The organism is Paraglaciecola marina, assembly GCF_004360155.1.
Taxonomy (GTDB): domain Bacteria; phylum Pseudomonadota; class Gammaproteobacteria; order Enterobacterales; family Alteromonadaceae; genus Paraglaciecola; species Paraglaciecola marina.
This window is the reverse complement of record NZ_SAIS01000030.1, coordinates 1-26,513: the sequence shown is the minus strand read 5'-3', so window position 1 is coordinate 26,513 and position 26,513 is coordinate 1. Positions and strand designations below refer to the sequence as shown.

General features: G+C 38.6%; 29 protein-coding genes. 21 read left to right on the top strand and 8 right to left on the bottom strand.

The features are described from left to right. Nucleotides 1–4: 4 nt before the first annotated feature. Nucleotides 5–850, top strand: coding sequence for a uroporphyrinogen-III C-methyltransferase (cobA, locus tag EOK74_RS19280; RefSeq protein ID WP_420818943.1), 846 nt, complete (start codon nt 5–7; stop codon nt 848–850). A gap of 92 nt (nt 851–942) precedes the next feature. Then, nucleotides 943–1,998, top strand: coding sequence for a glycosyl transferase family protein (locus EOK74_RS19275; protein ID WP_133471748.1), 1,056 nt, complete (start codon nt 943–945; stop codon nt 1,996–1,998). Nucleotides 1,999–2,070: 72 nt separating this feature from the next. Here the strand turns inward: EOK74_RS19275 and EOK74_RS19270 are convergent, their stop codons facing one another. The 3 genes from EOK74_RS19270 to EOK74_RS19260 form a co-directional block, all read right to left on the bottom strand. After that, complete coding sequence (locus tag EOK74_RS19270) at nt 2,071–2,379, bottom strand: hypothetical protein (RefSeq protein WP_133471747.1); 309 nt, start codon at nt 2,377–2,379, stop codon at nt 2,071–2,073. Nucleotides 2,380–2,390: 11 nt separating this feature from the next. Next, complete coding sequence (locus EOK74_RS19265) at nt 2,391–3,413, bottom strand: YHYH protein (protein ID WP_133471746.1); 1,023 nt, start codon at nt 3,411–3,413, stop codon at nt 2,391–2,393. Nucleotides 3,414–3,551: 138 nt separating this feature from the next. Then, entirely contained in the window at nt 3,552–4,538 is a 987-nt protein-coding gene (locus EOK74_RS19260) for a mechanosensitive ion channel family protein (protein ID WP_133471745.1), read from the bottom strand. A gap of 295 nt (nt 4,539–4,833) precedes the next feature. Here EOK74_RS19260 and EOK74_RS19255 point away from each other — a divergent pair, with 295 nt between their 5' ends. Continuing rightward, complete coding sequence (locus tag EOK74_RS19255; protein ID WP_205964737.1) at nt 4,834–5,388, top strand: GNAT family N-acetyltransferase; 555 nt, start codon at nt 4,834–4,836, stop codon at nt 5,386–5,388. A gap of 68 nt (nt 5,389–5,456) precedes the next feature. Here EOK74_RS19255 and EOK74_RS19250 read toward each other — a convergent pair whose 3' ends face one another. Further along, nucleotides 5,457–6,746, bottom strand: coding sequence for an O-acetylhomoserine aminocarboxypropyltransferase/cysteine synthase family protein (locus tag EOK74_RS19250; RefSeq protein ID WP_133471744.1), 1,290 nt, complete (start codon nt 6,744–6,746; stop codon nt 5,457–5,459). A 195-nt stretch (nt 6,747–6,941) separates the two neighbouring features. On the opposite strand from EOK74_RS19250, the gene EOK74_RS19245 reads away from it, so the two are divergent. Continuing rightward, nucleotides 6,942–7,571 carry a sulfotransferase gene (locus tag EOK74_RS19245; RefSeq protein WP_133471743.1) on the top strand — a complete coding sequence of 210 codons (630 nt, stop codon included), beginning with the start codon at nt 6,942–6,944 and terminating at the stop codon, nt 7,569–7,571. A gap of 1 nt (nt 7,572) precedes the next feature. Here the strand turns inward: EOK74_RS19245 and EOK74_RS19240 are convergent, their stop codons facing one another. After that, nucleotides 7,573–8,259 (bottom strand): tRNA-uridine aminocarboxypropyltransferase, encoded by a 687-nt coding sequence (locus EOK74_RS19240; protein WP_133471742.1) that lies wholly within the window; start codon nt 8,257–8,259, stop codon nt 7,573–7,575. 71 nt (nt 8,260–8,330) lie between these two features. Between EOK74_RS19240 and EOK74_RS19235 the strand changes: the two genes are divergently transcribed. From EOK74_RS19235 to EOK74_RS19200, 8 genes are all read left to right on the top strand, one after another. Beyond that, nucleotides 8,331–8,900 (top strand): GNAT family N-acetyltransferase, encoded by a 570-nt coding sequence (locus tag EOK74_RS19235; RefSeq protein ID WP_133471741.1) that lies wholly within the window; start codon nt 8,331–8,333, stop codon nt 8,898–8,900. A 69-nt stretch (nt 8,901–8,969) separates the two neighbouring features. After that, nucleotides 8,970–9,377 (top strand): DUF2750 domain-containing protein, encoded by a 408-nt coding sequence (locus tag EOK74_RS19230; RefSeq protein WP_133471740.1) that lies wholly within the window; start codon nt 8,970–8,972, stop codon nt 9,375–9,377. Nucleotides 9,378–9,389: 12 nt separating this feature from the next. Next, nucleotides 9,390–9,920 carry a DUF6942 family protein gene (locus EOK74_RS19225; RefSeq protein ID WP_133471739.1) on the top strand — a complete coding sequence of 177 codons (531 nt, stop codon included), beginning with the start codon at nt 9,390–9,392 and terminating at the stop codon, nt 9,918–9,920. Nucleotides 9,921–9,929: 9 nt separating this feature from the next. After that, the gene (locus EOK74_RS19220) at nt 9,930–11,582 is read left to right on the top strand and encodes an aminotransferase class V-fold PLP-dependent enzyme (protein ID WP_133471738.1); all 1,653 of its coding nucleotides are present in this window, start codon (nt 9,930–9,932) and stop codon (nt 11,580–11,582) included. Nucleotides 11,583–11,596: 14 nt separating this feature from the next. Further along, complete coding sequence (locus EOK74_RS19215; RefSeq protein ID WP_239024180.1) at nt 11,597–12,097, top strand: thioredoxin family protein; 501 nt, start codon at nt 11,597–11,599, stop codon at nt 12,095–12,097. 43 nt (nt 12,098–12,140) lie between these two features. Continuing rightward, complete coding sequence (locus EOK74_RS19210; RefSeq protein WP_420818942.1) at nt 12,141–13,133, top strand: purine-nucleoside phosphorylase; 993 nt, start codon at nt 12,141–12,143, stop codon at nt 13,131–13,133. 121 nt (nt 13,134–13,254) lie between these two features. Continuing rightward, nucleotides 13,255–14,073 carry a carboxylesterase family protein gene (locus EOK74_RS19205; RefSeq protein WP_166638805.1) on the top strand — a complete coding sequence of 273 codons (819 nt, stop codon included), beginning with the start codon at nt 13,255–13,257 and terminating at the stop codon, nt 14,071–14,073. 85 nt (nt 14,074–14,158) lie between these two features. Then, nucleotides 14,159–14,404 carry a DUF3297 family protein gene (locus EOK74_RS19200; RefSeq protein ID WP_133471736.1) on the top strand — a complete coding sequence of 82 codons (246 nt, stop codon included), beginning with the start codon at nt 14,159–14,161 and terminating at the stop codon, nt 14,402–14,404. Between the two features lie 51 nt (nt 14,405–14,455). On the opposite strand, the gene EOK74_RS19195 is transcribed toward EOK74_RS19200, so the two are convergent. After that, nucleotides 14,456–15,703 carry a glycosyltransferase gene (locus tag EOK74_RS19195; RefSeq protein ID WP_133471735.1) on the bottom strand — a complete coding sequence of 416 codons (1,248 nt, stop codon included), beginning with the start codon at nt 15,701–15,703 and terminating at the stop codon, nt 14,456–14,458. Nucleotides 15,704–15,884: 181 nt separating this feature from the next. Between EOK74_RS19195 and EOK74_RS21135 the strand changes: the two genes are divergently transcribed. From EOK74_RS21135 to EOK74_RS19170, 6 genes are all read left to right on the top strand, one after another. Further along, on the top strand, nt 15,885–16,550 hold the full coding sequence (locus EOK74_RS21135) for a 2-dehydropantoate 2-reductase N-terminal domain-containing protein (protein WP_239024179.1): 666 nt from the start codon (nt 15,885–15,887) through the stop codon (nt 16,548–16,550). An 18-nt stretch (nt 16,551–16,568) separates the two neighbouring features. Continuing rightward, entirely contained in the window at nt 16,569–16,937 is a 369-nt protein-coding gene (locus EOK74_RS21130) for a ketopantoate reductase C-terminal domain-containing protein (protein ID WP_239024178.1), read from the top strand. Nucleotides 16,938–17,006: 69 nt separating this feature from the next. Continuing rightward, nucleotides 17,007–18,260 (top strand): DEAD/DEAH box helicase, encoded by a 1,254-nt coding sequence (locus EOK74_RS19185; protein ID WP_133471734.1) that lies wholly within the window; start codon nt 17,007–17,009, stop codon nt 18,258–18,260. Between the two features lie 101 nt (nt 18,261–18,361). Continuing rightward, the gene (locus EOK74_RS19180) at nt 18,362–18,778 is read left to right on the top strand and encodes a DoxX family membrane protein (protein WP_133471733.1); all 417 of its coding nucleotides are present in this window, start codon (nt 18,362–18,364) and stop codon (nt 18,776–18,778) included. 211 nt (nt 18,779–18,989) lie between these two features. Continuing rightward, nucleotides 18,990–20,114, top strand: a complete 1,125-nt coding sequence (locus EOK74_RS19175) for an efflux RND transporter periplasmic adaptor subunit (RefSeq protein WP_133471732.1) — start codon at nt 18,990–18,992, stop codon at nt 20,112–20,114. A gap of 12 nt (nt 20,115–20,126) precedes the next feature. Then, the gene (locus tag EOK74_RS19170; RefSeq protein ID WP_133471731.1) at nt 20,127–23,297 is read left to right on the top strand and encodes an efflux RND transporter permease subunit; all 3,171 of its coding nucleotides are present in this window, start codon (nt 20,127–20,129) and stop codon (nt 23,295–23,297) included. A gap of 257 nt (nt 23,298–23,554) precedes the next feature. On the opposite strand, the gene EOK74_RS19165 is transcribed toward EOK74_RS19170, so the two are convergent. Beyond that, nucleotides 23,555–23,923, bottom strand: coding sequence for a glutathione S-transferase N-terminal domain-containing protein (locus tag EOK74_RS19165; RefSeq protein ID WP_133471730.1), 369 nt, complete (start codon nt 23,921–23,923; stop codon nt 23,555–23,557). A gap of 129 nt (nt 23,924–24,052) precedes the next feature. Between EOK74_RS19165 and EOK74_RS19160 the strand changes: the two genes are divergently transcribed. After that, the gene (locus EOK74_RS19160; RefSeq protein ID WP_133471729.1) at nt 24,053–24,265 is read left to right on the top strand and encodes an RNA-binding S4 domain-containing protein; all 213 of its coding nucleotides are present in this window, start codon (nt 24,053–24,055) and stop codon (nt 24,263–24,265) included. 67 nt (nt 24,266–24,332) lie between these two features. Here EOK74_RS19160 and yiaA read toward each other — a convergent pair whose 3' ends face one another. Continuing rightward, nucleotides 24,333–24,776 carry an inner membrane protein YiaA gene (gene yiaA / locus EOK74_RS19155; RefSeq protein WP_133471728.1) on the bottom strand — a complete coding sequence of 148 codons (444 nt, stop codon included), beginning with the start codon at nt 24,774–24,776 and terminating at the stop codon, nt 24,333–24,335. A 368-nt stretch (nt 24,777–25,144) separates the two neighbouring features. On the opposite strand from yiaA, the gene EOK74_RS19150 reads away from it, so the two are divergent. Both EOK74_RS19150 and EOK74_RS19145 read left to right on the top strand, forming a co-directional pair. Beyond that, complete coding sequence (locus tag EOK74_RS19150; RefSeq protein ID WP_133471727.1) at nt 25,145–25,804, top strand: YoaK family protein; 660 nt, start codon at nt 25,145–25,147, stop codon at nt 25,802–25,804. A 257-nt stretch (nt 25,805–26,061) separates the two neighbouring features. Continuing rightward, the coding region (locus EOK74_RS19145) for a PKD domain-containing protein (RefSeq protein WP_239024177.1) at nt 26,062–26,513 on the top strand (452 nt) is incomplete at its 3' end.

Genomic DNA, 26,513 nt, shown 5'->3' with positions numbered 1-26,513 from the left:
AAGTATGGCTAAGTTTAAATTTTTTGATACCAAGACTACTTCTAATAAGTCGCTACGCTCAGAAAAAGGCCTTGTATACTTAATTGGAGCAGGGCCAGGTGATGCAGAACTACTAACGTTAAAGGCACATAGGTTAATACAAGAAGCTGATGTTGTGATGTACGATTGGCTAGTTAACCCAGATATTATCAAGATGATCCCTGCAAAAGTAGAGCGAATTTTTGTTGGAAAAAAATGCGGTAATCATAGTATGAAGCAAGCAGATATTTGTGATCTAATGATTGAAGTAGCGCGGACAGGGAAAAACATAGTTCGTTTAAAAGGCGGTGACCCAGCCATATTTGCCAGAGCAGGTGAAGAGTGTGACATTTTAGCAAAACACCAAATCGATTTTGCCATAGTTCCTGGTATCACTGCGGCATCGGGTGCGTCAGCTTATGCCGGTATTCCATTAACACACCGCGAATGCGCTCAATCAGTGCGGTTTATTACCGCTCATTTGAAATCTGCTAACGCAGAACCGAACTGGTCGGCATTAGCTAACGGTGTTAAAGGTACAAACAATACAGGTGAAACTTTAGTTTTTTACATGGGCCTAAAGCGTATTGAAACTATAATGAAACGTTTAGCTGAGAATGGCTTGCAGGCAAGTATGCCTGTGGCCGTTATAGATCAAGCATCAACAAGTCAGCAAAGGTTGTGCGTTGGCACTCTAGAGAATATTACTCAAAAAGTGTTTTGTGCTGATTTTCAGGGGCCAGCGATAACCATAGTGGGTGAAGTGGTAAACAAAAGACATAATGTAGATTTATCATTGCTGTCAAAAGTTACTAAACCGATAATTGCATAAGAAGTTATTTTTACATTTTGAGTTAATTGTACTTTGTTGATGCTTATAAACTCAGTAAAATTCCTCTCCACTTTTTTAGTCTATAGAGTCTTATGACCAACACAGAAGTAAAGTTTAAAGATTTTATTCGTATTATTGGTCGAGGCCAAAGGGCTGGGCGCACTTTAACCCAATCAGAAGCCAAACAAGCCATGAGTATGCTGATTAATGGTGAGGCAACACCAGAGCAGCAAGGTGCATTTTTGATGTTGCTTAGAGTGCGAGAAGAAACGGCTGAAGAATTAGCGGGCTTTACAGAAGCATTTCGTGGGTATAATTCTGAGTCTTTACAATTGTTATCTATTGATTTAGACATGGGTTGTTATGCCGGTAAACGCCGTCATTTACCATGGTTTTTACTTGCCGCTATGTTGTTAGGGCAAAACGGTAAACGGGTATTTTTACACGGTACTCACGAACCAGACTCTAAGCGTCTATATTTAAAAGAAGTATTGCCTCAATTAGGTTTTGATATTTCTGAAAATTCAGAGCAGGCACGAGCTGGGTTAAACGCCTTTGGTTTTGCTTATATGGATTTAAGGTCAATCAACCCACAGCTTGATAGGATCATTCAACTCAGAGATTTATTTGGTTTACGTTCTTGTGCAAATACCCTAGCAAGACTACTCAATCCATCCAATGCGACTAATAGCCTACAGGGCATTTTTCACCGTAAAGTAGATGAAAAACACCAAGAGACCGCAGCCTTATTAGAGGATAAAAATACCTTATGTTTTAGAGGAGAGGGGGGCGAGTTAGAGTTTAACCCCTTGCGTGACGTGACTTTGTTCATTAACAGAGGCACAGCTAAATTCACAGTCGAAATACCTAATACTTTAGACACCTATGTGACAAAACCAAAAGAGTTAGACCCTCTTTATTTAGTAAGTGTATGGACTGGGCAAACTAAAGATGACTATGCCGAGCATGCACTATTAGGTACCTTAGCGAGTATGCTAATATTAGTGGATAAACTTGATTCGGTAGCAGCCTATGCTAAGGCTAGTCGTATGTGGGAAACACGTGTTAAGGTTTGGCCTGTGACTTTACCTAATATTAAAAATAATGTAGTAACATTTGACACCAGTGGCAAACATTACGCCCATTAGATGTATCCCTTAATATGTGAGTATTTACCTTATAAAAACAGAGCCAGTAAATAAAATACTGACTCTGTCTACTCATTTATCTAACTTGCTAGGAGCCCTAGTCTGAAGTTCCCCTGATTGCAATTCTACTGTTGTAAACAAAGTAAGTTTTTCTAAATGAACAATAGGTTTATTTCGAACACACATTAATGCGCCACTAAATACTTTACAATTACCGATATAACGGTCGTTATGGCTATTAGTGTATTGACAGGCCTCATCTTTTTGGGCATCGGCACATGCTTGCCAAGGTAATTCATCACCATGACCATTGTGGGCGCTAACCGATAAAGAAAGTAAACCTAAGCTTAGAGCTATTGTCACGCTTTTGACTATCTTCATTTTGTTACCTACTAGTTTGCCGTCTCACCAGAGAAACAACCAATAAACGTATTCTCCCCTGGGCCTGCTGAGTGGTAATGGTAGCCACGTACATCATCAGTTTGTCCTCGACAACTGTCTAAATCAGTAGCCTCATCGCCATTTTCATCAAGCATACCGTAGATGGCAAAACCGTCCATTGCATAACCAATCATGCCTGCATGGCCATCCACTTCGAACTCAATGGCCGGGCAATCTCCATCACCATGATTTGCCCCATGGTAATGATAGCCAGCTACAGGGTTAACATGGCCAACACAGTCATCAAAAGCGGCAATGGTATAAGCACTTAGAATAGCTGCAGTGGGTGCTGCCGCCGCAAGATTGACGCCGTTTAATGCTACACCCGTATTACCACTTAAATCACCGGCACTACTACGAAATACGGGTGTGATAGGAATAAGGTATGTACTTGCCACACCACCACCAACTTCATCTGCAAAGTAGTCTAGGTCACATTGAACACAATGGTTATAGTACTGGGCTTCAACCTGTGGTTGCGCCGCGGCTTCGCAAGCTACTTGGGTGTCGGTTATGTTTATGATGCCCGTATCTTCGTCATATAGCTGCCAATAGCTATCACCATAAAACACATCTAAGTTTTCTATAAAACTGCCAGTAAGGTCGTAAAGTACACCATCATCAAACCATTTTCCCCCTTCATCAGCGGTGGCTTCAATAGTATCTGGACAAAAGTCCCCTAATTCCGTTCTATCAGCTGGAAAGCCCGAAATAGTGATGGAGTAACAACTGGTTTCTGTTCCGTTTGATAAAGTACAATCAACCGTTTCAACGGAAACTAGAGAGTCTGATGCAAATAAAGACGTGTCTACGGATAAAATACTGTCATCACTGGTTTCAGCATCGTCATCTGAGTCATCTATTACATCTTCTATAACATCATCAACAGTATTATTTGTGCCATCACTGCACCCAGTTAAAGCTAGGGATATGGCTGATGCTAGAAATCCTGCGTAAATCGAAAGTTTATTCATTAGGTCTATCTCAACGGTTTGTAAGAATTTGTTACTTAATATTATCAATACTATTAAGCATGATTGTGCAAAAACTATGAAAGTGAATTAGCCTACTAATAAGCGATTGTCAGTTTATGGGCATCTTGCTTAGTTTGGTTAGAGTATGTTGTTGCCTTCCTCTGGATCCCTTGCTTTGATGGCCTGTTCTCTTATCTCATCATGATCACTACTGGTGTCTTCATTTATGTACTCAGCCTTTCGGTGAGTAACCTCTGCGGGTAGGGTAGTAGATTGTGTTTGATTTGAATCACCTGAATTAAGAATGATTCTTTCTCTAGCGTCGTCTGGCATAGATATATTGTTTTCTAGGAATGATTGGACTAACTGTTTCCTAATGATAGAAGCTACTTTTAAAGGACTATCAATTTCACTATTCACCCAAAAGTACAGCTTTAAATTACAAGTTGATGGGCCTAAAGAGTCAAGTAGTGCTTGAGGTTCTGGCTCGTTTAATATGGCCATATGTGACTGCATGATTTCCATGGCAATGCTTTGAACGTGATTTAAATCCACATCATAACCTACACCAATATCTACACTTGAGCGAATATTAGGGTTGGCCGTTAGGTTGCGTATGGCGTTCTTATAAATTGTGGCATTGGGTAATTGAATATGGTCGCCATTAAAATCTACGAGTGTGGTGGCACGTATAGTCATCTTATTTACTACGCCTACAAAACCGACTACTTCGATTATGTCACCTAGTTTGAAGGGGCGTTGGATACTCAATAGTAAACTTGAAAGGAAGTTTTCTGCTATGTCTTTAAATGCAAAGCCAACTATTAAACCTATTACTCCCGTACCACTTAATAAGGCAACGGCAAACTGAGTTAAACCAGCGAGCCTAAGAAATATATAAAGCCCGATTAAAATAATGAATAAGCTTATTATCCGTCTAACAACCAGCTGTACTAATTTGCTGGTATTGGCTTTTTGCATAGGTTTAGTCAGAAAAATCGCGAGGGGCCGTGATAACCAAAATAGAACAAAAAACAGTAGTAAACCCACACTTATAGCTGGTAGTTTTTCTAGGACAAATTGGTAGATGTCTACCAGATCACTGGCTATGTTTTCCTGCTGCATTGCTGTGTTCCGTTCTGGTTAGAATAGTGATGTAATAATAAAGATGATTTGCAATACTTCAGAGCTATCACAATCACTATTTTAGTTGTTAGTAAGTATTTTTTGCCACTATAAATGAGGACTTCTGTCTGTCATTTTAGTTGTTAAATTGAGATTAGGTTATTCAGGTAAAAGCTTGAATTTACGATATATAAAAGACGTTATATAACTAAGCCAAAACATGCAAGTGAGGTTCAAAATATCGCACCGGTACGTAATAATAAAGTCACTATAGATCTTAGATAATGGATGTACCATGAATATAGAATTAAAGGTTGCTACCTTAGAGCATATAGATGAGATATTAGCGTTACATTTTCGGTATCAAGTAGCTTCTATTAGTGCTGAAGATAAAAGTGACGGTTTTATTACCACTGCATTCACTGTTGCGCACCTGACAAGTTTAATTAAAGATGAGTGTGGGCTGTTTATTGCCAGTGTAGATAACAAAATTGTAGCTTATGCAATGGCCGCGTCCTGGCAATTTTGGAGCCAGTGGCCCATGTTTGCTTATATGATTGAGCACTTAGATGACTCAAAGTGTTCAGATACAGAAGTTACCCAGGATAACTCTTATCAATATGGTCCTGTTTGTGTAGATAAAGCCGTAAGAGGGCAAGGCGTGTTTGAGCTTATTTTTGAGTTTGCCCGTGCAGAAATGGCTAAGCGTTACCCTATTTTGGTAACCTTTATTAACAAGATAAACCCCCGTTCTTACGAAGCTCACACTAGAAAAACCCCATTGAAAGTTATCAAGGAGTTTGACTACAACAATAATAATTATTACAAGCTGGCCTGCAAAACGTCTTAATTATCTCTAATATAAAAACCACTTATCGTAAGAATACGATAAGTGGTTTTTATTTGGCTTAGTTTAATTTATTGGACCGCATCTAAGGCTTGGCTGACGTCTGCAATGATATCGTCAATGTTTTCAATACCCACAGATATTCTCACTAAATCTTCACTAACACCTGCCGCCGCTAACTCTTCTGGGTTAAGTTGTCTGTGAGTAGTCGATGCAGGGTGGCAGGCTAACGATTTTGCATCGCCTATGTTCACTAATCTTAAAATCATTTGTAAAGCATCGATAAATTGTCCTCCAGCGACTTTACTATCAACCTTATCACTCGCTTTGATACCAAAGCTTAGTATTCCTGAGGCTTTGCCTGAAGTGATTTTTTCACATGTGGCATTGTATCGACTATCTGCTAATGCTGCGTAATTTACCCAACTAACTTTAGGGTGATGGTTTAAGTATTTAGCGAGTTTTTCTGCATTTTCACAATGTCTTTCCATTCGTAAACCTAAGGTTTCTAAGCCCGTAAGAATATTAAATGAATTGGCAGGGGAAATAGCGGCACCAGTGTTCCTAAGTGGCGCAACTCTGCAGCGACCAATATAAGCGGCTGGGCCTAAGGCGTCGGTATAAACCACACCGTGATAAGACGGGTCTGGTTGGTTCAGTACCGGGAAACGCTCTTTATTTGCAACCCAATCAAATTTACCTGAATCGACAATTATACCGCCAATAGATGTTCCATGGCCGCCAATATATTTGGTTAAAGAGTGCACTACAATCGCGGCTCCGTGTTCAATGGGTCGACATAAAAATGGTGTGGCAACTGTATTATCAACTATGAGTGGTACACCATGTTTTGCCCCAATTTCTGCTAGCTTTTGTAGATCAACTACATTTCCAGCTGGGTTACCAATTGACTCACAAAAAATGGCTTTTGTTTTTTCATCAATTGCCGCTTCAAAGCCAGCAAAATCATCATAGGCTACCATGCGAGTTTCAATGCCTTGATTAGGAAGGGCATGGGCAAACAAGTTGTAAGTACCACCATATAATTGGCTAGTACTTACGATGTTATCTCCTAGAGTGCAAATACATTGAATCGCATAGGTAATAGCAGACATTCCAGAGGCCACGGCTAACCCTGCAATACCTCCTTCCATTGCAGCTACACGCTCTTCAAGCACTGCTGTTGTTGGGTTCATTATTCGTGTGTAGATGTTTCCAGGTACTTTCAAGTCAAATAGATCTGCACCGTGTTGGGTGTTGTCAAAAGTATAAGATGTGGTTTGGTAAATGGGAACGGCTGCAGCTTTAGTTGTTTCTTCTGCGGTATAGCCATGATGTAATGCTAAAGATTCTAGTTTCATAAAAGATAGCCTTATACGTTTTGTAATTAATTTGTTAATCAACCATAGCCTGTAATTGGTCATTGATTCAAATTAAAGGCAGGTAAGTTGATGTGATTTATTGGAATAAGGTATGTGTGATTTTTGATATTAATTAATTGTCTGTGTATTACACTTTCGCGCTATCAATATAAAAGGTGTTTTGAATGAAGTTTGGTGAGTAAAATTTTTATCATAGGCCTACCTCGAACTGGCACAACGAGTATTAGTGTCGCTTTGTTGGATTACTTTACGGTGGCGCATATTGGTTACACTAAACGTACCTTTGAATTGGCTGATGTGATTTCTGATTGCCCTTGCTTTTGTGATTATAAACAGCTTGATGTGCAGTTTCCAAATTCGAAGTTTATATATTTAAGGCGTAATTTGGATGCTTGGTTGCCGTCTATTGTTATGCTCTTAAATAAAATGATACCTACGTTCCACAATCAAACATATGTTAGCCCTATTTTAAAACGCTGTTTTGAGCAGACATTTAAGCTGATAGACGCAGTTGCTGCGCCAAATTACACGGATTTGAAAGCTTGTTATCAGCAACATGAAAATGCCGTGCAAGATTATTTCAATGGCCGAGATAATCTGCTTAGCATCGATATAGCTGACAGCAATAGCATGTCGCAACTTTTTGGCTTTCTAAATTTGCCTCATACTAACAACCAAGTGTTCCCACATTTAAATATCGGGAAGCGATTGGATCACTGGAAAGAAATTAAACATATGAATAAGGTTCATTCCAACATATCAGGTAGCGAAGGCCGTAAGTATTTTGCTTTTGTAGGAGCATGATTTATACAAACGTTAAATGGGGTTTACCTTTAATATACGCCCGTCTGAATATCTGAAAGTAGTCATGTAATGCTTTAGCTGTGGCTTTGTCATCTGTTAACTTTAATACCTCTACAGCTACTTCTGCTGTACATAATTGGTGTTCATGGGCCGCTTCTCTCAACTGGTAAGAAGAGGCTTTTTCTGGTTCAATTCCTAATACTGGGATTCCAGATAAAGAAGGATTTTTAAACATTTTTTTCGCTTCTCTCCATGTGCCATCAAGCAAAATAAACAAGGGGATTTTTTGTGTTTGATTAATCAATGCTTGTTTGGGGGCATCAATGCATCTTTCTGGCGCAGCATGTTGGTGAGGAAATACTAAAATGGGAGCATAATTGGGGTTGTCTAACAGAGCTAAAAACTGCGGGTCTGGAGCGACTCTATCCCATTTAAACGCGTAGTTATCAGTTATGACATCAGCAATCAATCTACCAGTATTACTAGGCTTATAATATTCACTTTTGTACATCAATAAACAAAACGCAGCTTCACTTTTAACAGTAGGTCTTTGTGAGCAGATGCAGTTATCGACAGGGATCAAACATCTATCACAACGAGTAACTTTGTAGCCTCTAGCTCTAAAATTTTTTGTTGATAATGCTTGTTGTTGTTTACGTAGAACATCTACAGAATTAATATGCGGCAAAAATATCCCGTGAAAAAGTATTAGCTAATGTAATATCATCGCCTTTTTTGGTGATATAAAACAGTTAAAACATGAAATTTCAGGTGAACTCAAGTATCCAAATCACGCACATTAGCCCTGAGCATGCTCAAGGACTATTTAAACTAACTGATAAAAATCGAGAGCACTTAAAACAGTGGCTCGGTTGGATTGACTTGGTAAAAACCTATGAAGATACGGAAACCTTTATTGAAACCGCTATACATCAACATAATCATAACCAGGCCTCAACATTCGTTATTTTATATAACCAAGAATTGGTTGGGGTGGCAGGGTTTAATCAGTTCGACCATGTAAATCGTTGGGGCACAATAGGGTATTGGCTATGTCAATCTTACATGGGAAAAGGGATTATCACTAAGGTTGTGAACCAGTTATTAGATTACGGATTTAACGAACAGCAGTTACACAAAATTGAAATTCGCTGTGCAACACAAAACCATAAAAGTAAGGCCGTAATAGAGCGTTTAGGGTTAACCTTTGAGGCGACCTTGCGAGAATGCGAATGGTTGTATGACAAATTTGTCGATCATGCTGTTTATTCTATCTTGCACAGTGAATTCAAAAATAACCCAAGTGTGGCTGCAAATAGTCAAAACTAAACAAGACAGTTATGCCGCTTCCACGTTAAAATACCGCCAATATAAAGTAATTGAGAAAGGCTCTTAATAATGAGTGATTTACCAAAAGACGTATTTCAAGACTTAAGTAAAATGTCCCCTGAACAAAGGTTCGAGTATGCATTAGAGAAAATATATGAAACGCAAATCTTATGGGGACTTTACGGCGAAAATGGCTGGGTGATGCTAAGAGCTGATGAAGATGCGTGTTTTCCTGTTTGGCCCCACAAAGAGTTTGCCTTAGCTTGGAAAAAAGCCGATGACCCCGCCAGTGAACCGAAACAAATCGGTTTTCCACAGTGGTTAGGTACCTGGTTACCAGGCATGAAAAAGAACAATACCTTAGTGCTGGTTTTTCCTCTTGCTGATGAAGAAGAAGGCATTATGCTAGACGCCCAAGAAATGCTGGATTGTATTGAGGAAGATTTAGGAACCTTGCCAAAACCCGACATTGAATAAGTATTGGGCTCCATGATGGACACAGGCCTTGGTGACATAAACACTCAGTTTAAGGTGTATATAGCCAACCGTCCCAATTTTGCAGATTTTCAGGATACCCAAAAGGTAACTCCTTTGGGGGGCGGAGAGTTAGATGCGATAGGTAAAACGTGCGGAAATGGTTGGCGAAAAGTATTTAATGTTTACGCCAAGGTGTTGTTCGCACTTAACTGTGAGCGCCTAGTGTCTGTTCATAAGGCTGCAACTTGGCAAGAGTTCAGAGATAAGTATCTGCTGCAAGCGGCGTCAAATACAAGCTTGTTATTTACACCCCCTGAACTATCTAATGATGATATTCACATAGTTATGGGGAAAACCTACGCTAAAAGCCTTGGATTATCACTAGAGTGGATTAATGATGACTTTGCAATTGCACCTAAGGCAAAGCTGATAGTTTGCCCATATTTTGATTATCGCCAATTATCTAATATTAAGATTGTGACTTTGGTCGAATTAATTCGACAGCAAAGTGGCAATCATAATAAAACAACCAAACATCTATAGAAATTGAATATGTCACCTAATCCATTCAGGCCTTACTTTCCCGCTTTTACACATTCAGCGAATGCTAGTTGGGTTTATTTAGACAGCGCTGCAACTACTCAAAAATTACAAACCGTTATAGATATCACAGATCAATACTATCAATCTTCTGTTAATGTGCATCGATCGAGTTATAAACAGGCGTCAGACACGACTCAAAAATTTGAAGACGCTAGGGCAGTTATACAAAACTTTATACACGCCGCAGATAGTAGAGAAATTGTTTGGACGAAAGGAGCCACTGAAAGTATTAATTTATTGGCTGCTTGTATCCCTCGTGCGTCATTTAGAAAAAGGCAAAATATCGTTATATCTGCCCTAGAGCACCATGCGAACATAGTGCCTTGGCAAATACTGGCGGAACAAATGGGCTTACAGATTAAAGTTATGCCAATAACCAATTATGGTGTGCTAGACATAAAGAAAGGCTTAGAGGTTATTGATCAAAATACTGCCTTGGTTGCTATAGGCCATGTATCGAATGCCCTTGGAAACATAAATCCTGTAAAACTTATTATCGCTAAGGCTCAAGCTGTAGGAGCACTAACCGTTGTTGATGGCACCCAAGCTGTTAGTCATATACAAGTCGATGTACAAGAGTTAGGGTGTGATTTTTACGTGTTCAGTAGCCATAAAATGTTTGGACCTACTGGAGTAGGTGTACTTTATGGCAAGCTAGCTTTATTGGAAATAATGCCGCCTTACCAAACAGGTGGAGAAATGATTAAAACAGTGAGCTTTGAAGGCAGTGAGTTTCTTGGCTCGCCTCTTAAGTTTGAAGCTGGCACTCCTAATATAGCGGGTGTACTAGGTTTTGCTGTCGCTTCTTCTTTTATTCAAGAGCATAGAGACGGGATTGTAAAACAAGAAGACTATTTAAAGTGTTATTTACAACAACGTTTATCTAAAATTGAAGGCTTAACTATTTGGGGCGATCTTAATAATAAAATAGCGACCTTTTCTTTTACCGTTAGTGGGGTGACTCATTATGATTTAGGAAGCTATTTAAATACACAGAATATATCTGTAAGAGTCGGTCACCACTGTGCCATGCCATTAATGGCATCTCTTGGTATTAATGGCACGATACGTGTATCAATTCATTGTTATAACACTGAACAAGAATTAGATAAATTTGTCGAGGCTTTAGAAGCAGGTGTTCATTTGTTTACTAAAGGTGAGGCTGTTAAGTCAGTAGATACCAAGATTGATACTCAAGGCGAGTTGGCTCAAGCCATTGCTGACGCTAAAAGTTGGGATGAAAAATTCCGACAAATAATGTTAGCCGGAAAAACCTTACCTCGCTTAACACAAGGGCAACATACTAAAGATTTAGAAGTGTATGGCTGTGAAAGCCAAGTATGGGTGAAGTGTCTGCTAAATGATACAGTATTAGAGATTCAAGGTGACTCCCCTAGTAAAATAGTAAGGGGGTTACTGGCTATCATTTTTGAAGCACTTGAAGGTAAAAAACCTGCCACAGTTTTAGCATTTGATTTAGATGGGCATCTACGTTCAATTGGTTTAGCTCGGTATTTAAGTGATTCTAGAGCCAATGGTATTAAAGCTGTGGTAAATAATATTTTTGATTTTTGTAAAGCCGACTCAAAAAACGAGAAATGAATCCGGAGTACTAGATGTCAATTCATCCATCAAAACAAACACAGCGGCCTTTACTGCAAAAGTTCGGCATAGGTTGCGCCGTTATTGTTGTGTTATCTGTTGCTGGTTATTGGGTTAATAAAACGGTGCAGAGCTACCTTGGACAATCTGCTATAGCCGCTACAGGCCTTGATATTATGTCATTGCATAATGCTTTAGAGGCTGCAAAAAGTAGCCAAAAATTAGTACTGGCTGATATGTCTGCTATTTGGTGCCCAACGTGTCGACGACTAGATAAAGAAATATTCAGCAGTGAAATAGTTAAGGCTCAGATACAACAGAATTATGTATTTGCACGTATTGAATACGAAACACCTGAAGGGCTAGATTTTCGCAACACCTATGATGTAGTAGGCTTTCCAACACTGTTAGTGTTGGATGACAATGCCAACAAATTAGTACAGTTACCGCTAGTTTTTGAGCCTCAGGAATTTACTAATAATCTTCAAAAAGTATCTAAAGCGGTAAGTTATTAAATGACATACAAAAACAACAAAGGTAGAAAGTTTGATTAAGCATATAGTGTTTATTGGCTGTACTTTTGTTTATGCATTTTGCTGCAGTATCAGCCGAGCTGATGAAAAGCCGATAGACGTTAAAGTGTTTGTAGCAGCCATGTTCGAAATTGGTGCAAATACGGGTGATAAACCAGGCGAATTCCAATTTTGGTATCAAAAGTATTTTTCAGAGTCTCAAGTCATTGAAGTTAGAGGTTCCCACCGGCCTGTTTATTGTAATAAGTCAGGGGTGTGCGGCGCTGTTTTAGGCATGGGAAAAGTCGCGTCATCTGCTTCAATGCAAGCTATATTGCTTAATTCCAACTTTAATTTTGATAAAGCTTATTTTGTTTTAAGTGGTGTGGGGGGGACTCCTCCGAATAAAGGCACTATAGCTGATGTAATTTGGGGGAGTTGGTTAATCGATTACGATCTAGGCCATCGCTGGGCACCTGAAGAAGGAGAGCCTGGCGCACCAGTGTTTATGCCTCGCAAAGGATATGAAAATATTAGGCTTTATCAATTGAACAATGAGTTGGTTCAGTGGGCATATAATCTTACTTCTAAGGTAAAATTAAGAGATTCAGCTTCAGCACAGGCTTATCGTATGCGTTATTCTCAACCTCAAGCTAGGCGTTCACCAAAAGTTTTGGTTGGTACCCATATGACAGGGGACACGTTTTTTCACGGACCTGGTTTATCAAAAGAAGCTCAATATATAGCAGAGCTGTATGGCGCAGATGATTATACTTCCACTGAAATGGAGGCTGCAGCGATAACACAGGTGATTAGCCGGCTACATGGCATTGAACGTATTTTAAGTTTACGAGGTTCGGTTAATTTTGATCAAGGGCATAAAAACGAAAATACCTTAGAGCACCTTGACCCTGCACCCGGTGAAACCGCTGGAGGGTTTACAGAAACCTTAGAAAACATCGTTTTAGTAGGGAGTCTAGTAGTCGACCGAATAGTTAAAAATTGGGATGTTTGGCAAAATGGAACACATATTTTTTAAATGTAAAAAATGAGTAATTAAGTGGCTGACTCTAAGTAATACAACATTGTAATAAAATATTGCTAGCTGCGGTGGCAAAACAACAGATGAGAGATTGTATAAGGGTTAATACGGAATGGTAATGGGACGGATTTTTCGAAATATAAAAAGGTTAATTACGCCATTGATCTATAGTTTGGTTCCTTCAAAAGGGGTTCCACCTAGAGGGGTGAACTTTGAGAAAATTACTTTTAACCTAAAAGGTGTAGAACGAACTGCCGGTTTATTTATTCCAAAAGGCTATTCCCCATCTAAGGAGTGGCCCTTAATTGTCTACTTACATGGTGGAGGCGAGAGATTTTGTGATGCTGATATTCGATTCGCTAATCATCAATTGATTCGTTTAGCGATTAATGAGTATGAGAAAGAGTTTCCAGCTGTCGTTTTATTACCTTTGTGTTTAGGGGATAAAGTGTGGGCTCATATACCTGCCAAACCAATTCAAACGAATTGGAGGTTAAGTACCTTTGGCACAGAATCAGCTCCTAATGTGTCAGATTACTTAACTGAGTCTATTCAATATGTGTTAAGCAATTACAATATTGACAAATTAAGAGTTAGTCTCACTGGACATTCTATGGGAGGTGAAGGTGCTATGAGATATGGCGCACAACACTCTAATAAAATTTCAGCGATAGCTGCCTCGGCAGGGTCAGCAGTGATAGTCCCAAGTGATGCGCCAAAACTAGCTAAAATGAATATATGGATGTATCAAGGGTCAGACGACCATATTAGTACCAATGCTTTAGCGCGGCAAAATGTTAAAGCAATTCAAGATGCCGGGGGTAATGTGATTTATAAAGAGCTAGGTGGTGTGGGGCATGAGGTCGGCGAAAACTTTTTTCTAGATCCAAACTTAATTGATTGGTTGGTCACACAGAGACTTCATTCCTATGCTTGAGTTATAACAAAGGTGTGTTTTAGTTACTTGAGCACTGTAGTTATTATGTCTACAATGGCGTGATTTTCTACTTTAGGTAATACACATGAACACTCCTACTCGCCCTGATCTCCCTGATCGCCTTTCCAGCAACTCCCGAAGCCCTTTCTATAATGAAGGTTTTTTTGAATATGAAATTGGTATTCGTTTGAATAGCAAAGAACGTACTAATGTCGAAGAGTATTGTATTAGCGAAGGGTGGATTAAAATACCTTCTCCTAAAGCGTTAGATCGACGAGGCCAACCTTTACTTATGACTCAAAAAGGTGAGGTAGAGGCTTTTTATCGCTAGGTTATTAGTACTAAACTCATAGTCATGTGAATAAGCGTTCAGAGCGAATGCTTATTTGTTTTTTTCTTCAATCCATTGAGACATATACTGAGTACTTTTCAAATGATGGTGTTGTAACATTTGACCAATAAAGTTCTTCTTTCTATGTTCTCCTAAATCATTTAGTGCCTCTTCTACTTTAGCCATAACTCTATTTTCAATGGTTTGAGTATCAAAATTTTGAGCTAATAATGAATAGCCTAATTCTTGACTCTTTTTCCATAGGACTTGGTCTTGATAAAGTTTAACCGCGTTGTTTGCTAGTTGTTCAGCAGCATAATTTAAATCTACACACTGAGTTAGGTCTGTAACTAAGCCTGGCCAAGCTTGCCCAAACTGCATACCCTCTGTACCAATTTGTGTGGTGACATTTGGTGTGCCGCAAGTCATAGCTTCTGCTAACTTACCTTTTATTCCTGCCCCAAAACGTAATGGTGCTAAACAGACTCGCGCTTGCTGCATTACTTGTTTTGCGTCGCTCGCCCAACCGTTAACCAAAAAACCTTGTTTAGGGTTATGTAATTGTGTGGCCTTTGGAGGAGGGTAGGCCCCATAAATATGTAACTCTGCTTTAGGTAACCGTTTACGAATAGATGGCCATATTTTTTGTTTTAACCATAATACAGCATCCCAATTAGGTTCATGGCGAAAGTTGCCAATACTGATAAAGTGTTGGCGACTAATAAAAGTATCACCTGGGTTACTTAAAGTTGTGGCTTCTAACATAAAGGGGCAATGTATTAATAGGTGTTGCGGCACACCATAATAATTCTTGAGTAATTCAAGTTCGTAATCAGAAATAATTAGGCTTAAGTCACATCTAAATATTGCCGCAATTTCACGTTTTGCCATCTCACTATTAAGGTCTACTTTAGATTGATGTTTAAGAGCTTGGTGACGAGCGTTGCGTAGGGAATGCAGGTCTTCTGTATCTAAAATTCTTAGTGCAGTGGGGCAATGCTTCGCCACTCGCCACCCAAATTGCTCCTCTAACATAAAACGGTCGAACAATACGATAGTTGGGGAAAGCTCCAGCAAAAATTCATCAAAACTGCTGCAGTTAATTTTGATATGAACTTGTTCAATTCCAAATTGGTTTAAGTCAATTTTATGTTCACCCATTTGTGCAGGGCTTGCAAAGGTCACCTGCCACCCTTGTTTTAAAAATAGTTTTAGTTGGCTTAATAAGTGGCTGCCTGCTGCGGATGAGTTGGGCTCTGGCCACACATAACCCAAAACTAATACACTTTGTTTGTTCATCTATTCACTATTTGTTGAAGTTTACTAAGATTACTGCCTAGGTATCTAGAGCTGATTTTATCTTAGCTTTAAATGACTGAGTAAATAATATTGAGATATTGTAAAGGATATTACAATCATAGATATACCCGTATGTTAGTCTGCAGCTAATTACTAAAGTAGCGTGGAGTTAGTTTCCTTGATGTCAAATGTATCCCAGCAGCACCTAATATTCGGTGCAGGTTTGATTGGATGTTATATCGGTGGAGCCTTGAACATTCTTGGAAAGAGAGTTTCACTGGTTTGTCGGCCTAAAATCAAACTAGGTTTAAGTTCAGGCATACGCCTTACAGATTATCAAGGAAATGATAAATCCACAGTATCTATAAGCTGTATTGATAATTTACTAAATAGAGAGGTTCAAAAGTCGCAGTCTAAAATTGATATTTTATGGTTAACAGTAAAGTGCACAGGTATAGACCAAGCAGTGCTAGATATGAAGCCATGGGTGCATCCAAATACATTGATCCTGTGTTGTCAAAATGGGTTAGGATCAGATGCTATTGTCAAAAATGCCTATCCAAATAACAAGGTATTGAGAGTTATGGTGCCTTTTAATGTTGTAGAATCACAGCCAGGTCAATTTCATCGTGGGTCAGAGGGCTCTGTAACCATAGAACAAACTAAAGATACTGCTCACAAAGTAACTCAATTAGTTAATGAGCTACAATCTTTTATCTTGCCTATAACTAGTACCCAATACATGAATGCTTTATTGTGGGCTAAGTTACAATTGAACTTAGGTAACAGTGTTAATGCTTTAGCTGACATTCCCGTTAAAGCGATGTTACAGCAAAGGAGTTATTGAAAAGTTATTGGACTTTTAATGACAGAACTCCTTAATGTTACTGACGGTTTAGGCCTGAACCTTCCAAAAATCACTGCAATTTCGGTACATAAAATACCTTTCATACTTGGGTTACCAAACTTTATATTTAACCGTGTAGCCAATAAAATGTTAGAAATAGATCCTAAGGTTAGGTCTTCAATGTGGTGGGATGTATCACAAGGTAAAATAACTGAAATTGAGCATATAAATGGTGCCGTGCTAAGACATGCTAAAAAACTGGGTATTAGTTGCCCTGTTAATGAAAAAATGTGTGCTCTGATTACTAATTTACAAAATAGATCTAGAGTACCAGAGCAACAGATTCCACCTATTTCAGCTAGTATGCTTTTAAAACATATCAGTTAACTCATTATTTAAAGTTTTAATAAGTTATTGGTGTTAACCAATTTTAGCAATATCTCCTAAGGAAATTTAATGTCATTTGTCGATTTAGGCTTATGTGATGTGTTATCAAAAACCGCAGAAAACTTAGGTTATTCTAGCCCGACTCAAGTTCAGCGCAAGTCAATACCTGTAGTGCTCAAGGGTGAAGATTTGGTAGTGATATCAGAAACAGGCTCAGGTAAAACCGGTGCTTTTGCATGGCCAATTTTGCAATTGATGTCAGCTAGCCAAGTGGTACTTCCTAAAAATATACGTTCTTTGGTGATTACGCCTACAAGAGAGTTAGCAGCACAGGTGACTAAAAGTTTTCAGGTTTATGGCTGTGATTTGAATCTCAATATCACTGGCGTATATGGGGGTATGCGAATTGAGCCTCAAATAGCGAAGTTACGGGATGGCGTAGATGTGCTAGTTGCTACTCCAGGGCGTTTGTTAGATCTTTATCGTCAGCAAGCTGTGAATTTTCAGCAACTAGAAACCCTAGTATTAGATGAAGCAGATCGTATGTTGGAGTTAGGGTTTATTGACGATATCCGTAAAATTCAAAAGCATTTACCTAAAAAGTATCAAACCTTAATGTTTTCTGCGACATTTTCTAAAGAAATTACTAGTCTAGCTACAGGTTTACTTAATCAACCTAACGTGATTGAAGTCAATAAGGTGAATAGCACTGTTAGTAATATCAAACAACTAATACACCCAGTTGATAAGAATAATAAGGCAAAATTGTTAAGTCATCTGTTAAATAAACACCAATGGCGCCAAGTAATTGTGTTTATTAGCACTAAGCATGGTGCCGATTTACTAGTTCAAAAGTTAGAAACGTCAGGGGTTAATGTTGCCTCAATTCATGCTAATAGAAGCCAGCACGCCCGAGTTCAAGTGTTAGGTGACTTTATAAATGGCAAGCTATCTGTTTTGGTTGCCACAGATATAGCATCAAGGGGAATAGATATTAGTCAGTTACCTTGTGTAATTAATTTCGATTTACCATTTGTGGCTGAAGATTACGTACACCGAATTGGTCGGACTGGCAGGGCGGGGGCGTCTGGTATGGCCATTACATTATTTAGCGAAGAAGAATCTAAGCAGCTATTGTCTATTGAAAATTTTATAGGGCAAAAACTGCAACGAGAACTTGTATCGGGGTTTGCACCATCTAAGAAAAAACCGAAGATATCACAAAAAGAAAGTGATAATGATCTATATGGTAACTTTGAAGCACATAGCAAACCTTTTAAGGGGCGAAATAATAAAACTTCTAATAGAAATCGCAGAAAGTAAATCAACTTAATCGTTAATAATTTTTATTTTGACGAAAGGTTATTAGATACTATCTGGTCTTTAAGCTTTCACTGTTTATTTAAATTTTAGAAAGGAATAGCATGCAGGCGATCAGTTTATTATTACTTAGGGTTTCCACTGGTTTATATTTAATTTTTTGGGGTACAGTTAAACTAGCCGCAACAGATAAGGCTAATGCTGTCTCTGACAAATATTACAATGGTTTATTAAGTGGTGATTTAATCAATCTTGGCTTGGGTTCTTTGCAAGTAATAATAGGAGCTTTAGTTGTTATTGGCTTGTTTAGGCGTATTTCTTATTATGGTCAACTTGTGTGGTATGTTATGGGGTTATTACCAATTTTACCCTATATAATCGACCCGTTTGGGAAGTACATCGCTGACTCAGCCAAATTGACTTTTTTCCCATCTACAACATTATTATTTGCTTCATTAGTATTAATTGTCTTCAAGGAATATGATTCCTACTCTGTAGATGCAAAACGTAATGATCAATAGGTACAAAAACTAGTTTGTTGATAGATTAACGAGTACAAGTGCTGCATCTATCAAATTTTGTACTTGTTTCTTGGCTTTTAAGTTTCAACCCCAATTAGGCATTTCCAAAGGTAAAACTTTTAGTGCCTTACATATTATTGAACTTTTTATTTCATTAATATGTAAGACAAAAAGAGTATTTTTTTAAACACACATACATACAGGGTCAGTTATGCCTATTCGAAATTTTAGGTCTTTTTATGCGTTTGCGGCGATTACCGCGAGTTTGTTTTTAGTTGCTTGTAATAAAGATGAACCACCAAAACAACCTCGCCCTTTAACTGAGGTTGATGTTAGCACGCCCATAAGTGCGGTCGTTGATATTTGGGATGATTATACGGGGCGTTTTGAAGCTGTTAATTATGTTGAAATTCGAGCTCGCGTGAGCGGTTATCTAGATCAAATAAAATTTGAAGACGGACAGCAAGTTAAAGCGGGTGATGTGTTATTTATTATTGATCAGCGACCATTTAAAATTAATTTACAAAGCGCTCAATCAAATTTAGATATTGCTGAAAAAGAATACAAGCGAGGCTTAGAGTTACAAAGTAATAACTCTATTTCACAAGAAGAGTCAGACCGCCGAGTGTCTGAGTATCAATTAGCTAAAGCCGCTTTTGATAACGCAAAATTAGACTTAGAGTTTACAGAAGTTAAATCACCAATTGATGGGGTGGTTTCTAGAGATTTGGTTAATAAAGGTAACTTAGTAACTGGTGGTGCTTCTGGTACGACACTTCTTACTACTGTAGTTTCGGTTGACCCGATTCATTTCTATTTTGAGGCCGGTGAGCGAGATCTACTTAAATACTTACGCCTTGCTCAATCTGACAACAGAAAAAGCTCTCGAGTCTATCCAAATGAGGTCAAAGTTCGTTTACAAGATGAAGATAGTTTTAGTCATTTTGGCGTGATGGATTTTGTCGATAATAAAGTTGATGACAGTACTGGAACCATTCAAGGACGAGCCATTTTTGATAATAAAGACGGGTTTATTTTGCCTGGGCTTTTTGCTCGTATTAGCTTAATTGAAACAAAAAATGCCAACGTAATTTTAGTGCCCGACGCCATTATTGGTACAGATCAATCCCGTAAGTACGTAACGGTAATTAATGGCGATAATAAGGTAGGGCGAAAATATGTAACCCTAGGGAAATTACACACTCAAGAGCTAAGGATCATCAAGTCGGGTATCACTTCGGAAGATAAATTAATCGTTAACGGTTTCGCACGTACTCGCCCCGGAGCCTCTGTTTCGCCTAATGTTGTCGATATCAGTAAACAGTTTGACTTGTAATTAGGGTTACCCATGAATTTTACTCAATATTTTATTTCCCGCCCCAAGTTTGCCTCTGTACTTGCCATAATGGTGATGATAATAGGCAGCATTGCATATTTAGGACTGCCCATAGAGCAGTATCCACAAGTTGCTCCTCCAACTATTCAAGTTACGGCATCTTACCCAGGTGCAAACGCAGAAATCGCTGCAAAAACTGTTGCTACACCCATTGAACAACAGATCAATGGTGTTGAAGATATGCTTTATTTATCGTCACAGTCTACCGCCGATGGCACAGTAACAGTTACTGTTACCTTTAAATTAGGGACAGACCTTGATAAAGCGCAAGTACAGGTACAAAACCGAGTGGCGATTGCAGAGCCTAGATTGCCTGAGCCTGTTAAACGCATAGGGATAACCACAGCCAAAAACTCTCCAGATTTAATGCTGGTAGTTAACATGTACTCGCCCAATAGTACTTATGACCAAACCTATATAGCAAACTATGTTGCGCTACAAATTCAAGACAGGATTTCGAGGGTAGAGGGAGTAGGAAACCTACGGATTTTTGGAGCTAGTCAATATTCTATGCGGGTGTGGTTAGATCCCGATCGCATCGCCTCAATAGGTATGACGGCTGCTGAAGTTGTTGCACAATTACAAAGTCAAAATATACAGGTTTCTAGTGGTACTTTGAATCAATCTCCTGTTTTACAGGGGCAGACAGCATTTGAATTAGCAGTTCAAACCCAAGGGCGATTACAGGAGCCTGAAGAGTTTGAGAATGTCATCATCAAAAATACGGATGGTAAAATTGTTAGACTTAGAGATGTAGGTCGCGTTGAGTTAGGTGCTGAGAGTTATACAACCCGTGGTTATCTAGGTGATAAAAAGGCCATAGCAATCCCCATATTCCAGCGACCAGGCACCAATGCATTGGAAACAGCTGACACCATAAAAAGCATAATGGAAGAGCTTGAACAGGACTTTCCACCAGACTTAGCTTATCAAATTGCTTATAACCCTACTGAATTTATTAGCCAATCAATAGATGCGGTTAAAATGACCATATACGAAGCCATCGCTTTAGTGGTTTTAGTGGTCATAGTGTTTTTACAAAGTTGGCGCGCTGCGATTATACCCGTTGTTGCTATTCCGGTTTCATTAATTGGTACGTTTGCGATTATGAGTGCCCTGGGTTTTTCTCTCAATAATCTAACGCTTTTCGGATTAGTGTTGGCCATAGGCATAGTAGTAGATGATGCGATTGTTGTGGTTGAAAATATGGAACGTTTGCTTGCCGATGGTAAAGGGCCCATAGAAGCGGCGAGAGAAACCATGAAAGAAGTAGGTGGCGCAGTTGTGGCTATTGGTGTGGTTCTGGTTGCGGTATTTTTGCCAACAGCATTTATTGGTGGGATATCTGGTCAGTTTTATAGCCAGTTCGGTATTACTATTGCCATAGCCACCATGATTTCAGTTTCAGTATCTCTTATTCTCAGCCCTGCCATGTCTGCGGTTTTGCTGAAAGCCCATAAAAAAGACAGTGAAAAAACAAGCAAGCGCGGTATTACGACAACCCTTGCAGATAGTTTCAATCATTTTATGGATAAGTTGTCTCAAGGTTACGGATTTATCACAGGTAAGCTTATTCGTTTAATACCGTTAGTGATTTTGGTTTACGTAGGTTTAATGGTCTTGGCTGGGTATTTGTTCTCATCTGTGCCCAGAGGTTTTATTCCGCAACAGGATCAAGGTTATGTGATTGTTAGCATTCAGTTACCTGCGGGGGCGTCTTTAGGGCGAACCGATGAAGTGGTTCAAGAGGCGATAGACCGTTTACTTAGTGTTGAGGGTATTCGTACGTCAGTCGCATTTGCTGGGTTTTCAGGTGCTACTTTTACCAGTGCGTCTAATTCTGCGGCGATATTTACTCAAATGTTATACTTTGAAGATAGGGCAGAGAAAGGACTAACCTTCGAAAAAATATACGCTGATGTTCAAGCTCAAATGGCACAAATTAAAGAAGCCTTTATAGTGGTTATACCGCCGCCTTCAGTGCGAGGCATAGGTAATGGCGGCGGTTTTAAAATGATGATTGAAGACAGAGTAGGCCATGGCTTACCGTTTCTAGAACAATCTATGTGGCAACTTGCCGGGGCTGCTAACCAAGCCGCCGCTACTACTCAAGTGTTCAGCCTATTTGAAACCAATACTCCACAACTATATGTAGACATCGATAGAGAAAGGGTAGAGCGTTTAGGTGTACCTGTGTCTGAAGTGTTTTCTGCTTTAGAGGTCTATCTTGGTAGTGCTTTTGTTAATGATTTTAGTTATCTAGGAAGAACTTTCAGAGTAACGGCTCAGGCAGATTCTCAGTATAGAATGACACCTGAAGACATAGGGCGTATTCGAGTTCGTAATGAAGATGGGTTGATGGTGCCTTTAAGTTCAGTGGCGACGTTTGAATATCGCTCAGGGCCTTCAAGGGTGCCAAGATATAATTTGTATCCGGCTGCAGATTTACTAGGTAATACCGCACCGGGCTATAGTTCGGGTGAAGCGATTGCCACTATGGAAAAGCTTGCTGCAGAGATATTACCGCCGGGTATTGACTTTGAATGGACAGAACTTGCCTATCAGCAACAACAGGCGGGTAATACTGCAATCATTGCCTTCGTTTTAGCTGTCGTGTTTGTGTTTTTATTATTGGTGGCATTGTATGAAAGCTGGACGTTACCTTTATCTGTCATCCTAATAGTGCCGATGTGTTTGCTAAGTGCTATTACTGGGGTATGGTTGTTAGATATGGATAATAATATTTTGACTCAAGTTGGGTTAATTGTTTTGGTAGGCTTAGCCAGTAAAAACGCTATTCTCATTGTAGAATTTGCCCGTCACCTCGAACAACAGGGTGTACCTATGTACAAAGCTGTGGTTGACGCTGGAAAGTTAAGATTACGTCCAATACTAATGACATCATTTGCATTTATTTTAGGGGTGGTACCTTTAGCTATCGCAACCGGCGCGGGGGCTGAAATGCGTCGAGCGCTGGGGGTAACTGTATTTAGTGGTATGTTAGGGGTAACCTTATTTGGTTTGCTCTTTACCCCAGTGTTTTACATATTATGTCGACGGATATCTCTGTTTGTTAAAGGGCAAAAACTCGATGAACAAGGTAGAGCGCCCAATTTAAACTAGGTGTTACTAATTGATAGTTATTTACTAAAGCCACTTAATGCTTCTATGTTTTATTTGGCTTTATTTATAAATTGAATTAATGAGAAGTATTTGATTTAGTATTATAAAATAAATAATTTCAGAGTTTTGAGTGGTATCTGTTTGTTTTATACAATAACGGAATTGGAGTTTTTTAGAAGTGGGGAAGTGCACTTATAATATAAAAAAACAGCGACTTTAGTCGCTGATTTTGAGTCTCATTTAAATTACTTGGTATTTTAAGAAAAACGTTTTTCCAAGTATTTAATAATTTCAGATGATTCATATAACCATTCAACTTTTCCACCATCTTCAATTCGCAAACAAGGAGTTTGGATTTTCCCACCTTCTGCTAAAAGCTGCTCTCTATAGGGTGATTTCGAAGCATTTCGTCGAATTATAGGTAAATTAAGTTTGTGCATCACTCTTCTGGTTTTAATGCAAAATGGACATGCAAAGAATTGGTAAAGAGATAGGCCTTGTATTTCATGCGTTACTTTTTGTTGAGCTTCTGGTGTGCGTGTTTTTTTGGGGCCTCTGGTGATTAAATCAATGACAGCAATAATACTACCTAGTAGGTTACGAATAAGCTTAATTAACAGTTTCATTTATGTTGCTCTGTGGATCAAATATAATGGTATTAGGAAGAATATATATTCTATAGAAAATACCTAAATACTGTAATTGTTATTGGCGATAGAGTAAATTTATTTAAAACAATTAGACATGACTATCCAATGAAAATTATTGAAATTAACGATGAACCTATAGCTTTATATCAATTACTTAAGTTTGAGGCTTTGGTGTCTAGTGGTGGCGAAGCTAAAGGGGTAATTGATGACGGTAAAGTTTTAGTAAATGGCGTTGTAGAAACTAGGCGACGTAAGAAAATTATGGGCGGTGATATTGTGCACTTTGGTAATGAAAGTTTTACAGTGAAATTGATTTAAGCAGTTTGAGGCAAGGTTTCTGAAAAAGCTCAAGAGGACTTTAAAGTCCTCTTTTTATGGGAGTTTGCTATTGTGAAACTTGCTTTTCCTGCAATATATCGGGGGTGTTATTTATTTCAGGTTCGAAGGCTTGTTTATCGCGAACATTCTTTTGAACAGTAACAGCTGCGAATAAACTCAATACATAGGCCATGGCGTAAAAACCTTTTTCGCTGAGTAATAAATCCGCATTAATTAAACCGATTATTAGTAACCCAACTGATATGCCAGCCGATCCCCAAGAAAGGCTATAATAGATTTTCGAGGTACTGATCCCTTCTGCTTTATCTCTAATTGTTTTTTGCAATGACACCATAGAAAACAACCCGTATAAAATTATAGCCAAGTAATAGCCTTTTTCATTCAGGGCCATTTCTGCGTTAAATAGTCCTATTCCATAGGCGGCGCCACCGATAATTAAAGCAACGATAGAGGCTAGAGTGTAAGACTTAGTAGGTGCTTGAATTTTCATGAATATTTCCTTTATTTGTAATCAGTAGTATTGTTTAACTGGCTCTAAAGTAATTAATGGTAATAAATAAATAAACCATTATGCGATTAGTATCATGAAGGTGGCTTTAAAGTATCAATATCAAATACTTTGCTACACGCTGCATATAAAATTTGGCTTGTATCCAGATATTGATTAATAGCAGAGTAGTTTTTAATTAAAAATAATTGGATAGAATATTTTAAGAGCTTTTTGATCAAACTCAAGATGGCGAAGTGTGTAAATAGTAAATTATGAGTGTATTTACCAAGGGGAAAATAATAATGGAAAAATTTAAGGTGCCCTTCCGATTACTTTATTAAATTGAGATTATTAAGGAAGTTACAAAATTGATTTCGAAACTGCCTAAATGGGTTGAAGTTGGGGCCTTTGTTTTGGCGCTAATTGCTGGGTTTGTAAATGCTATCGGGCTTTTGAGTTTTGAGCATCAATCTGTTTCACATGTTTCCGGTACTGCTACCTTTTTGGGGACAAGTTTAGCTAATGGGTCCTTGCAACAAGTTTTTCACTTACTTGGCATACTATTGTCATTCCTAATCGGCTCTGCCTTGGCTGGTTTTCTTTTACATGGCGCGACTTTAAAATTGGGCAAGCACTACGATACTGCTTTATTTATTGAAGCCATTTTGTTGTTAGGTGCATTAACTTCATTACTTAATGAGTCCTTTTTGGGTCACTTTTTGGCCTCTACTGCCTGTGGTTTACAAAATGCTTTGGCAACTAAATACAGTGGAGCGGTAGTTAGAACAACTCATGTTACGGGGATCTTTACGGATTTAGGTATTATGATTGGAGCCGTTTTAAGGGGAGAACCTCTTGACACTCGTAAGGCTAAATTATTCAGTCTAATTATTTTAGGGTTTGTTATAGGTGGAACTGTGGGTACTATTAGTTATGCGGAATATCATTTTTATGCACTACTTTTTCCGGTAACTGTTTGTTTGATTTGTGCAGTGGTTTATAGAGTGTATTGTAGAAACCATGGTTAACTGTAGTACCAAATAACCTTTTAAATGTAACTTTTCTACCATGGTTAGCGCTATGCTATTAATAGAAAAGGGGAGTTTGGGTGCTCCATTAACTGCTAAGTTAAAGCCATTTTATTTTTTGAGTTTAATATGTATTAATAACAAGGGTGAGTTATTTAGGTTTATGCAAAGGTTGATATTGCTAAAAATTGACCTTTATTATAAGTTTCAAAACACAGAATAAAAATTAGACAAACCAACATACTAGGGTATAAGAAATGGATAGCTTTTATAGGCTTAAAATAGGCCGTTTATTGTTGTTCAGTCTAATGATTTCTTCATGTGGTGGAGGAAGCAATTCTGGAGGCTTAAATAACAAAAATGTTAATAGTTTGCCTGAAGTAGATGCAGGATTAGAGCAAACAGTTAATGAGAGCTCAGAGGTTATTTTAAGTGGCACAGCATCTGATGTTGATGGAAGTATTGTAAGTTTTAGTTGGACTCAAAACATGGGCACTTCAGTTAATTTATCTGATGTGACTCTGAGTAATCCTTCTTTCGTAACACCAGATTTATTATCTGATGAGACTCTACAATTTACTTTAACGGTAACAGATAATGACGGCGGTACTAGTTCTGATATCGTCACAATAAATGTACTACGATTAAATGAGTTACCCACTGTAGAAGCAGGACCTAATCTAACAGTAAATGAAAATACTGAAGTGAT